The following is a 10,789-nucleotide window of genomic DNA, read 5'->3' as shown; positions in this document are numbered from 1 at the left end:
CGAAATCAATCCATGCCGAAGCACGTCATGATCGCCGCCGCCGGCGTATCCCTTTCCAAACATACGATGCATAGAGCACACGACCCTCGGGTCGAGACCTTCGACGAACATTGCCACCGCTGGATCTTGCGACCCTGGCGCCTCAGCGTCTGAGGTGGTTTCGGCGGCCCCGCTCGTCGTCGGGAGCCGCGCTTATATGGGGGTGCCTTTTGACCGTCAACGAGAAATTTACGAATTCGTAACGCTGACTCGGATTCGGCAAAAAGCCTGTCGAACCTATTGTATTGTTGTGCGTCAGAAGCCTTTCCGGCATCAATATGTAGCGCGTCGCCGGCGAGGATAGATTTTCCGGTCCGGCACCACCCCTAACCCGAGGCCTGGACACACCAGGCTCACAATAGGTCAGCGGTCATGACGGACTTCCCCTCTCCGTCGGACAGGCCGAAACGCCCCAAAAACACGACTTTTGGGCTGTTCAGGCCTGTTCTCTTCGCCATCGGCGTCATCGGCCTGGCGATGGGCGGACTTATCCTCAGCCATCGTTCGAACCCGGAAATCGCTTCCTTGCCGCCGAAGACAGCGGCGGTTCCCGCAACACCGACGCCCCCCGCGGCGGCGCCCGCAACAACGGCACAGACTGCACCGGCGCCCGTGATCCTGGCGGATTCGCAGCCTGCCCCGCCGGTAACGGCGGCGGATTTCGGCAAAGCGGCCCCACCACTCGACCTTCGCGGCTTCCAGATGAAGCCGCCGGAAGCCACGGCCGACGCCGAACCGCCGGCCAGCGACATCTACGAACTCACGCTGCGCCTCGAGAAGGGCGACACGATCGAGAAGATGCTGGCCGACATCGACGTGGCGGAAGCCGAACGCAAGCAGATCGCCGAGAAGCTCCGGTCGCTGCTGAAGAAGCGGCGGCTCGCGGTCGGCGAGACGATCGAGCTCACCATGCAGACGATTCCCGAACAGCCCGACGCACCACGCGTGCTGGCATTGTCGGTGCGGCCTCAACCCGAACGGGAGTACATCGTCAGCCGCAACGAGGACGGGACCTATGATGCCGAAGAGAAAATCTACAAGGTCAGTCCGCGTATCGTGAGAGTCGAAGGCGAGCGCGACGGCTCGCTGCAGCAGAGCGGCATCAAGGCCGGCGCGCCTTCCGCCGCCATGATCGAGTTCGTGCGCGCGCTTTCCTACGACGTCGATTTCCAGCGCGAACTGAAACAGGGACAGAAGTTCACCGTGCTGCTCGAGCAGCTGGTGACGAGCGACGGCAAGGTCACGCATCCGGGTCGCCTGCTGGCCGGCGAGCTGCGCCTGATGAAGCGCACCGCCGTCGTCATCCGCTATCGGCCGCAGGGTGGAGCGGAAGGCTTCTTCAACCCGCAAGGCGAGAGCGTCGTGCGCTCCTTCCTGCGCACGCCGATGGATGCGTCGCGCATCACCTCGCGCTTCGGCATGCGCGAGCATCCGATCCTGGGCTTCAGCGCGTTGCACGCGGGTGTGGATTTCGCGGCCCCGTCGGGCACGCCGATCCTTGCTGCCGGCAATGGCAAGGTGGCTACCGCCGGACCGAACGGCGGCTACGGCCTCTACGTTAGATTGCAGCACACCCAGGATGTCGCAACCGCCTACGCCCACCTGTCGCGCATCGGCCCTGGCATCAAGCCGGGCGTATCGGTGCGCCAGGGACAGGTGATCGGCTTCGTCGGATCGACCGGCATGTCGACCGGTCCGCACCTGCATTACGAGTTCCTGAAGGGCGGCAAGCACGTCAATCCGCTCACCCAGAAGTTCGCCATGCGCGGCACCGTCGGGGCCAAGGATGCCGCGCGCTTCCAGGGCCTGGCGAAGCAGTATCTCGCCCAATTCAGGAATGCGCCGGTTGCCGGCGAGGCCGAAAAGCCGGCCGATTCGAAGCCTGCACCAAAGAAATCGGCGCAGGCTCCGAAGGAACCTGCGCCGTCTCAGATCGCCAAAGGCGATTAAGGTTTAGTCGGCGGCGTCGCTCAGGACGCGTTCGCCGCCGACCGTCAGCTCTCCGTTCTCGACGCCGACTTCGATCGTGTCGCCGTCATGGACCTTGCCTTCGAGCAGCTGCGTGGCCAGCGGATTCTGCAAGCTGCGCTGGATCACCCGCTTCAACGGCCGCGCGCCGTAGACCGGGTCGTAGCCGCGGTTGGCCAGCCACTGCAGCGCCTTGCCGTCGATCTTCAGCCCGATCTTGCGATCGGCCAACAGCTTCGTGAGCTTCTGCAGCTGCACTTCGACGATGTCCGTCATGTGCGCCCGGCTCAGCCGGTTGAACAGCAGGATCTCGTCGAGACGGTTCAGGAACTCCGGACGGAACGCCCGGCGCACCTCCTCCATGACCTGCTCGCGCACCGACTCGGTGGGCTCGCCGTCCTTCAGGGCCGCCAGATGCGAGCTGCCCAGGTTGGACGTCAGGATGATCAGCGTGTTCTTGAAGTCGACCGTGCGGCCCTGGCCGTCGGTCAGGCGACCATCGTCCAGCACCTGCAGCAGCACGTTGAACACGTCCGGATGCGCCTTCTCGACCTCGTCGAACAGGATCACCTGGTAAGGCCGGCGCCGCACCGCCTCGGTGAGCACGCCACCCTCGTCGTAGCCGACATAGCCCGGAGGCGCGCCGATCAGGCGGCTCACGGAGTGCTTCTCCATGAACTCGCTCATGTCGATGCGCACCATCGCCGTGTCGTCGTCGAACAGGAACGCCGCGATCGCCTTGGTGAGCTCGGTCTTGCCGACGCCCGTGGGGCCGAGGAACAGGAACGAACCGATGGGACGGTTCGGATCCTGCAGGCCCGCACGCGCACGGCGCACCGCATTCGCCACCGCGACGACGGCCTCGTCCTGGCCGATCACGCGCTTGTGGATCTCCTCCTCCATGCGGAGAAGCTTCGAGCGCTCGCCTTCCAGCATCTTGTCGACGGGCACGCCGGTCCAGCGCGACACGACGGCCGCGATGTCCTCGGGCATGACCTCTTCCTTGACGCCCTTGCCGCCCGCGACCTCGTGGGTCTCGGCTTCCTTGAGCTTCTTCTCGAGGTCGGGGATCACGCCGTAGGCCAGCTCGCCCGCTTTCGCGAGTTCGCCGCGCCGCTGCGCGACTTCGAGCTCGGAGCGAGCCTTGTCGAGCTGCTCCTTCACCTTCTGCGAATCGGCAAGCTTGTCCTTGGCCGAGGTCCACTGCGCCGTCAGCGCGGCCGACTTCTGCTCGAGCTCCGACAGCTCCTTCTCGAGACGCTCCAGCCGGTCACGCGACGCGGAGTCGCTTTCCTTCTTGAGCGCTTCCTTCTCGATCTTGAGCTGCATGATGCGCCGGTCGAGCTCGTCCAGCGCCTCGGGCTTGCTGTCGACCTGCATGCGGATGCGGCTCGCGGCCTCGTCCATCAAGTCGATCGCCTTGTCCGGCAGGAACCGGTCGGCGATGTAGCGATTGGACAGGGTCGCGGCGGCCACGATCGAGGAGTCCGCGATGCGGACGCCGTGATGCAGCTCGTACTTTTCCTTGAGGCCGCGCAGGATCGAGATCGTGTCCTCGACCGTTGGCTCGGCCACGAACACCGGCTGGAAGCGCCGCGCCAGGGCGGCATCCTTCTCGATGTGCTTGCGGTACTCGTCGAGCGTCGTGGCGCCCACGCAATGCAGCTCGCCGCGCGCCAGTGCGGGCTTCAGCATGTTGGAGGCATCCATCGCGCCGTCGGCCTTGCCGGCGCCGATCAGCGTGTGCAGCTCGTCGATGAAGACGATGATCTCGCCCTCGGCCGACGAGATTTCCGACAGCACGCCCTTGAGGCGCTCTTCGAACTCGCCGCGGAACTTGGCGCCCGCGACCATCGAGCCGAGGTCGAGCGACATCAGCTTCTTGTTCTTGAGCGATTCCGGCACGTCGTCGTTGACGATGCGCAGCGCGAGGCCTTCGGCGATGGCGGTCTTGCCGACGCCGGGCTCGCCGATCAGCACGGGGTTGTTCTTGGTGCGGCGGCTCAGCACCTGGATGGTGCGACGGATCTCCTCGTCGCGGCCGATCACCGGGTCGAGCTTGCCGTCACGTGCGGCCTGGGTGAGGTCGCGTGCGTACTTCTTCAGCGCGTCGTAGCTGTCCTCGGCCGACGCCGAATCGGCGGTGCGGCCCTTGCGCAGCTCCTGCACGGCCTTCTCCAGCGCCTGGGGCTTCACGCCGCCCTTGGCCAGCGCATCGGACGCCTCGGTGCCCTTGGCGAGCACCAGCGCGATCAGCATGCGCTCGACCGTGACGAACGAATCGCCCGCCTTCTCGGCAATCGCCTCGGCCTGGTCGAACAGACGCGCGGTTTCCGGCGCCATGTAGATCTGGCCGGCGCCCTGGCCTTCGACCTTGGGCTGCTTGGCGAGGTTGGCTTCCACGGCGCGGTAGACCGCGCGCGAATCGCCGCCCGCCGAGCCGATCAGGTTGGCCGCAAGGCCCTCCGGATCGTCGAGCAGGACTTTCAAGACATGGTCTGGGATGAGTCGCTGATGGCCCTCGCGGAGCGCCAGCATCTGGGCACTCTGCAGGAAACCCCGCATACGTTCGGTATACTTTTCCTGATTCATTACTAACCCTTTCTTTTACGCCCCCGTCGAGCGGCGGGCGGAAGAGCGGACCCTCCGAAGAAGCATCCTGCAGGCGATATGGGGTCGGTTTGGCGGCCTGCAAGACCTCAGCCCGGGTGCGACTTTTGCTTGTCTTCGACGTGGGCTAAGAACGCCGCCAACAAAATCAGGGAGCACAAAAATGTCAGGTGGCCACGGTCACGTCGACGGATCGAACAAGAAGATCGCGCTGCTGGTCGCCATCCTGGCCGCCTTGCTCGCGATCTCGGAAATGGGGGGCAAGAGTTCACAGACGAACTCGCTGTCGAGCCACATCGATGCCTCCAACCTGTGGTCCTTCTTCCAGTCCAAGACCATCCGGCAGACGACCCTGCGCACCGCCGCCGAAGAGGTCGAGGCCACCTACAAGGACGGGCCGGCGCCCATGCCGCCGGCGCTCAAGGCGCAGGCCGACCGCTGGCGCCAGACCGCGCAGCGCTACGACAGCGAGCCGGAGACCGGCGAGGGCCGCAAGGAACTGGCCGCCCGCGCCAAGATCAAGGAAGAGCATCGCGACCGCTCGCTGGCCGCCTATCACATGTTCGAATATGCCTCGGCCTGCTTCCAGCTTGCCATCGTGCTGGCCGGCGCGGCCGCCCTCACCTCGGTGATCGGGCTGACCTTCCTCTCGATCGGCCTTGGCGCCCTGGGCCTGGGCTTCACCATGCTGGCCTTCGTCGCCCCGACTCTCGTCCACCTGTAGGCACCAAAGAAAACGCCCGCGGGCGACTGCCGGCGGGCGTTTTTGTCGGGTGGACGGAGGCGGGCCGTCAGCCGCGCCGGCCGCCGCTCGCCGGGACGAATTCCGGCACCTCGGGCTGCTCCTCGATGGCCGGGTCGCTGCTGCTCGGCGCATTGCGTCCGTTCTGGAGGAATGCCACGCCGTTGAGGCCGGGCTCGGCCTCGCCCTGATCCTGATCGCGTTCACGATCGCCCTGACGATAGTCGTTCTGGCGCCGATTACCTTGGCGACCTTCGGATTGACGCCCCTCGGATTGACGACCCTCGGATTGCCGCCCCTCGGCCTGGCGATGATCGGACTGCCGATTATCGGCCTGGCGATTATCGGACTGGCGCTGCTCGGATCCGCGCTCGGAGGAACCTTGCTCGCCGCGTTCGCCGGACTGGTTGTCGCCGCCGTCGTAAGACTGCGGACCGCCCTGGCCCTGCTGTGGCTGGCCGGGCTGCTGCCCCTGCTGGCCGGGCTGGCCCTGCTGCTGGCCGTCCTCGCCTTCCCAACCCGGGCTTCGCTGGACGAAGCCGCCCATGGACTGGATCACGCGGAAATAATGGTCGGCGTACTGGAAATAGGCTTCGGCGAGAATGCGATCGCCGGAGGATGCCGCTTCACGGGCCAGCGACTGATATTTGTCGAAGACCTGATGGGCATTGCCTCGGACCCGGACGTCGGGGCCGCTGCTATCGAAAATCTGGTTTCGATTGGGCGTGCGGTTGGAATTGTGATGCTGAGGCTTGTGATGGTGATTGTTGCCACCACCACCGCTGCCGCCGCCACCATTGCGACCGCCGCGCGACCGCTGACGATTGTTTGGTCTCATTAACCTAGGGCCAGTTACACGCCGGACGGATGTTGTTGTTAGTTCCCCCCTGCCCTTCTCGGGCGCCGTCACGGCTGAATTCAGAGGGTTTGGTGTCCGCCGCCACAGACCGGTCGGACCAGTTTCCCCTCAAGGGGTGATCGAAACCTAGTCTCATTCCCTCTAATTGCCAACCATTAATGCTGGGCCGGCACGACGCGCTCGATCCCGCCCAAATCCCGCCGAGGCGACGCGGGCGTCAGGCCTGCGGCCGCAAAAAGCGCGGCGATATCAGGGGCTTGGCCTTCTCCCCCTTCGACGACGGCCCAACCGCCGGTAGCGACCAGCCGGGGTGCTTTCGCAGCGATGATGCGATACGCCGCAAGCCCGTCGGCGCCGCCGTCGAGCGCCAGACGCGGCTCGTGTGCGGCCACTTCGGGCATCAGCCCGTCCACAACTGCGCTCTCGATATAGGGCGGATTGGACACGAGCAGGTCGAACGGGCCTTCCAGCCGCTCGCTCCAGCCGGCGCGGCCCCAGTCGCCGATTGCGAGACGCGCACGGGGCGCCACGCCCAGCGTATCGGCATTGGCCTGTGCAACCGCGAGTGCCGCCTCCGAGGCGTCGATGCCGACACCGGTGGCTTGCGGATATTCCCACAGCAGGGTGAGCAGCAGGCAACCCGATCCCAACCCGAGATCGAGGATCCGCAGTTCCCGACTGCGGTCGGGAAACAGGTCGAGCACCGTCTCGATCACCGTCTCGCTGTCGGGACGCGGGATGAGGACCGCCGGCGAGACTTTGAAGGGCAGGCCCCAGAATTCGCGCTCGCCCAGGATGTAGGCCATCGGTTCGCGCCGCACGCGCCGCGCCGTGAGTTCGCGCAAGGTCGCGGCCGCAGCAGCGGGCGCAGGATCGGGTCCGCGCGAAATCAACTGCTCGATCGAGAGGCCGGTCGCCCGGCTCAGCAGCAGGCGCGCTTCGAAGCGGACATTGTCGATTCCGGCCGCGGTCAGGGCGACGGCCGTATCGCGCAACAGGGCGTCGTAGGAGACGTTCGTCGCCACCTGCTAGGCCGCGAGCTCCGCCAGGCGCGAGGCCTCGTCGTCGGCGGTCAAGGCATCGACGATCGCGTCCAGCCCGCGCCCATCCATGACCTCGGCGAGGTTGTAGAGCGTGAGATTGATCCGGTGATCGGTCACCCGGCTCTGCGGGAAGTTGTAGGTGCGGATGCGTTCGCTGCGGTCGCCGCTGCCGACCTGCCCCTTGCGGTCGGCGGCGCGCAGATCGTCGAGACGCTGCCGCTCGGCGTCGTAGAGGCGGGCGCGCAGGATCTTCATCGCCTTGGCGCGGTTCTTGTGCTGGCTCTTCTCGTCCTGCTGGCTGACCACGACGCCGGTCGGGATATGGGTGATGCGCACCGCCGAGTCGGTCGTGTTGACTGACTGGCCGCCCGGGCCGGAGGCACGGAACACGTCAATGCGCAGGTCCTTCTCGTCGATCTTGATGTCGACCTCCTCGGCTTCCGGCAGCACCGCCACCGTCGCCGCCGAGGTATGAATGCGGCCCTGGGTCTCGGTCGCCGGCACGCGCTGCACGCGATGCACGCCCGATTCGAACTTGAGGCGCGCGAACACGCTGCGGCCCGTCACCGTGGCGATCGCCTCGCGATAGCCGCCGATGCCGGTGTCCGAAAGTTCCATGACCTCGAACTTCCAACCCTTTTCCGCCGCGTAGCGCTGGTACATGCGGAACAGGTCGGCCGCGAAGAGCGCGGCCTCGTCGCCGCCGGTGCCGGCGCGGATTTCGAGGATGGCGTTCTTCTCGTCGGCCGCGTCCTTGGGCAGCAGCATGCGCTTCACCGTGCGCTCGAGCTCCGGCAGGCGCTTGCGCAGTTCGGCGGCCTCTTCCTCGGCGATCGCCTTCATGTCGGGATCCGAGGCCATCGCCTCGGCATCCTTCAATTCGCGTTCGGCTTTGTGCCATTCGTTCACCGCCTCGACGAGAGGGCCGAGCTCGGCATATTCCTTCGAGGCCGCGACGAACTTCTGCGAATCGAGCGTGCCGGCGGAGAGCGCCGCCTGCAGCTCGGCATGGCGCGTCACGACCTGGTTGAGCTTCAACAACAACGACATGTCAGACCTTCAAGGCTTCAGCGAGACCGTCGAACGGCACTTCGCGCTGGGCGCCGCTGTCGAGGTCCTTGAGTTGGGCCACACCCTTGGCCAGTTCGTCGTCGCCGATGATGAGCGCGGCCCGGGCGTTGAGCTTGTTGGCCCGCTGCATGCGCCGTTTCATGTTGCCGCGATAGTCCTGTTCGACGGCGATGCCCTGCTTGCGCAAGCTGCGCGCGATGCCGAGCGCCCGGGCCTCGGCCGCCGCGCCCAGCGGCGCGATGACGACGGGCCGCGGCAGAGGCTTGGGCTCATCCGCCAGCATCATCAGCCGCTCGATGCCGCCCGCCCAGCCGATGCCGGCAGTGGGAGGCCCGCCCAGCTCGGCGATCAGCCCGTCATAGCGGCCGCCGCCCAGCACGGTGCCCTGGGCGCCGAGATGAGTCGTCACGAACTCGAAGGCGGTGTGCGTATAGTAGTCGAGGCCGCGCACCAGCGCCGGGTCGACCTCGAAGGCAATGCCGGCGGCCGTGAGGCCGTCCTGCACCGACTTGAAGAAGTCGCGGCTGGCGTCGTTCAGGTGATCTGAGAAGCTCGGCGCATTGGCGTTGATCGCCTTGTCGCCCTCGTCCTTGCTGTCGAGGATGCGCAGCGGGTTGCGCGCCAGGCGGTTGCGCGAATCCTCCGAAAGCTTGTCCACGTGACCGGAATAATAATCCGTCAGCACCTTGCGATAGCCGGCACGGCTTTCCGGATCGCCGAGCGAATTGATCTTGAGCACGCAGCGATCGAGGATCGTGAGGCGATCGAGGATGTCGGCTGCGACCGAGATCACCTCGATGTCGGCACCGGGCTCGGGAGCGCCCAGCACCTCGAGGTCGATCTGGTGGAACTGCCGCTGCCGGCCCTTCTGCGGCCGCTCGTAGCGGAACATCGGGCCCGCCGCGAAGACCTTGAGCGGAAGCTGCTGCGCCAACTCGCCGTTCGACACGAAGGCGCGGCAGATGCCGGCGGTGTATTCCGGCCGCAGGGTCAGCGATTCGTTGCCGCGATCGGCGAAGGTGTACATCTCCTTCGACACGACGTCGGTCGTCTCGCCGATGCCGCGCGCGAACAGCTCGGTGAACTCGAAGATCGGCGTCGCCATCTCGCGATAGCCGTAGAGGCGCGCCACGTCGCGCGCCGTGTCGACGACATGCGCGAAGCGCCGGTAATCGTCGGGGAGGAGATCGTGCGTGCCACGCACGGGTTGCATCTTGCTCACGGGAAATCGCCTTGAAAAATCGTCGGGTAAGGAAAGCCTGGGACCGCTACTCCGCGGCGGCGCGATGTCGCTCGGCTTCTTTCGCCTTGCCCTCTTCGGCCTTTGCGGCCTCGATCTCGGCCGCCTTCTTCTCGATCAACCCGACCAGGTGATCGACGACGTTGGCGTCCTTCAGCCGATGATGCGGGACGCCGGCGATATAGACCTGATGGGTGTTCGAGCCGCCGCCGGTGAAGCCGATGTCGGTCTCGCGCGCCTCGCCCGGGCCATTCACGACGCAGCCGATCACCGACACCGTCATCGGCGTGGTGATGTGGGCGACACGCTTCTCCAGCGCCTCGACCGTGCGGATGACGTCGTACTGCTGACGGGCGCAGGACGGGCAGGAGATGATGTTGACTCCGCGATGGCGCAGGTTCAGCGCCTTCAGCATCTCGAAGCCGACACGGACCTCTTCCTCGGGCTCGGCCGAGAGCGAGACGCGGATCGTGTCGCCGATGCCCGCCCATAGCAGCGAGCCCATGCCGATCGACGACTTCACCGTGCCGGTGCGCGTGCCGCCCGCTTCGGTGACGCCGACATGCAGCGGGTAATCGCAGGCGTCGGCGAGCTGCTGGTAGGCCGCGACCGCCAGGAAGACGTCGGACGCCTTCACGCTGATCTTGAACTCGTGGAAATCGTGGTCCTGCAGGATGCGAGCATGGTCGAGCGCGCTCTCCACCATCGCCTCGGGGCAGGGCTCGCCGTACTTCTCGAGCAGGTCCTTCTCCAGCGACCCGGCATTGACGCCGATGCGCATGGACAGGCCATGGTCCCGGGCCGCCTTCACCACCTCGCGCACACGCTCGGCGCTGCCGATGTTGCCGGGATTGATGCGCAGGCAGGCGGCGCCCGCGTCCGCCGCTTCTATGGCGCGCTTATAGTGGAAGTGGATGTCGGCCACGATCGGGACTTTGGAGGCGCGCACGATCTTGGATAGCGCCGCCGTCGAGTCCTCGTCGGGGCAGGAGACGCGGATGATATCCACACCCGCCTCTTCGCAGCGGCGGATCTGGGCGATGGTCGCGTCGGCGTCCGCGGTCAGCGTGTTGGTCATGGTCTGGACGGTGATCGGCGAATCGCCGCCCACCGGCACGGACCCGACCATCACGCGCCGCGACTTGCGGCGCTGGATGTCGCGGTACGGTCTGATGCTCATGGGGACAATGTAGCGGCGAGACCCCGTCTCCGCCAGC

Annotated in this window: 8 protein-coding genes; 2 read left to right on the top strand and 6 right to left on the bottom strand. The window is 66.1% G+C overall.

The genetic code is table 11. The features are described 5' to 3' along the window. The first annotated feature begins 564 nt into the window (after positions 1 to 564). The gene (locus AC1ROX_RS28505) at positions 565 to 1,989 is read left to right on the top strand and encodes a peptidoglycan DD-metalloendopeptidase family protein (RefSeq protein ID WP_493131725.1); all 1,425 of its coding nucleotides are present in this window, start codon (positions 565 to 567) and stop codon (positions 1,987 to 1,989) included. A gap of 3 nt (positions 1,990 to 1,992) precedes the next feature. Here the strand turns inward: AC1ROX_RS28505 and clpB are convergent, their stop codons facing one another. Further along, a complete protein-coding gene (gene clpB, locus AC1ROX_RS28500; protein WP_493131723.1) occupies positions 1,993 to 4,599 on the bottom strand; it encodes an ATP-dependent chaperone ClpB in 2,607 nt (868 codons plus the stop codon). Positions 4,600 to 4,780: 181 nt separating this feature from the next. On the opposite strand from clpB, the gene AC1ROX_RS28495 reads away from it, so the two are divergent. Continuing rightward, the gene (locus AC1ROX_RS28495) at positions 4,781 to 5,341 is read left to right on the top strand and encodes a DUF4337 domain-containing protein (RefSeq protein ID WP_493131721.1); all 561 of its coding nucleotides are present in this window, start codon (positions 4,781 to 4,783) and stop codon (positions 5,339 to 5,341) included. A 67-nt stretch (positions 5,342 to 5,408) separates the two neighbouring features. Here AC1ROX_RS28495 and AC1ROX_RS28490 read toward each other — a convergent pair whose 3' ends face one another. From AC1ROX_RS28490 to ispG, 5 genes are all read right to left on the bottom strand, one after another. Beyond that, a complete protein-coding gene (locus AC1ROX_RS28490) occupies positions 5,409 to 6,197 on the bottom strand; it encodes a DUF4167 domain-containing protein (protein WP_493131719.1) in 789 nt (262 codons plus the stop codon). Between the two features lie 176 nt (positions 6,198 to 6,373). Then, positions 6,374 to 7,243 carry a peptide chain release factor N(5)-glutamine methyltransferase gene (gene prmC / locus AC1ROX_RS28485; RefSeq protein WP_493131717.1) on the bottom strand — a complete coding sequence of 290 codons (870 nt, stop codon included), beginning with the start codon at positions 7,241 to 7,243 and terminating at the stop codon, positions 6,374 to 6,376. Between the two features lie 3 nt (positions 7,244 to 7,246). Continuing rightward, the gene (prfA, locus tag AC1ROX_RS28480) at positions 7,247 to 8,311 is read right to left on the bottom strand and encodes a peptide chain release factor 1 (RefSeq protein ID WP_493131715.1); all 1,065 of its coding nucleotides are present in this window, start codon (positions 8,309 to 8,311) and stop codon (positions 7,247 to 7,249) included. Between the two features lies 1 nt (position 8,312). After that, positions 8,313 to 9,545: a histidine--tRNA ligase gene (gene hisS / locus AC1ROX_RS28475; protein ID WP_493131727.1), complete on the bottom strand. Its 1,233-nt coding sequence runs from the start codon at positions 9,543 to 9,545 to the stop codon at positions 8,313 to 8,315. Positions 9,546 to 9,600: 55 nt separating this feature from the next. Then, positions 9,601 to 10,752 (bottom strand): flavodoxin-dependent (E)-4-hydroxy-3-methylbut-2-enyl-diphosphate synthase, encoded by a 1,152-nt coding sequence (gene ispG, locus AC1ROX_RS28470; protein ID WP_493131713.1) that lies wholly within the window; start codon positions 10,750 to 10,752, stop codon positions 9,601 to 9,603. Between the last annotated feature and the right edge of the window lie 37 nt (positions 10,753 to 10,789).

The organism is Reyranella sp. GW821-FHT14A01, from assembly GCF_058803965.1.
This window is presented reverse-complemented; position numbering and strand designations above follow the sequence as displayed.

Coding starts and splice junctions, on each gene's coding strand:
- clpB (WP_493131723.1), bottom strand. CDS start 4,599: ATGAATCAGGAAAAGTATACCGAACGTATGCGGGGTTTCCTGCAGAGT.
- hisS (WP_493131727.1), bottom strand. CDS start 9,545: ATGCAACCCGTGCGTGGCACGCACGATCTCCTCCCCGACGATTACCGG.
- AC1ROX_RS28495 (WP_493131721.1), top strand. CDS start 4,781: ATGTCAGGTGGCCACGGTCACGTCGACGGATCGAACAAGAAGATCGCG.
- AC1ROX_RS28490 (WP_493131719.1), bottom strand. CDS start 6,197: ATGAGACCAAACAATCGTCAGCGGTCGCGCGGCGGTCGCAATGGTGGC.
- prfA (WP_493131715.1), bottom strand. CDS start 8,311: ATGTCGTTGTTGTTGAAGCTCAACCAGGTCGTGACGCGCCATGCCGAG.
- ispG (WP_493131713.1), bottom strand. CDS start 10,752: ATGAGCATCAGACCGTACCGCGACATCCAGCGCCGCAAGTCGCGGCGC.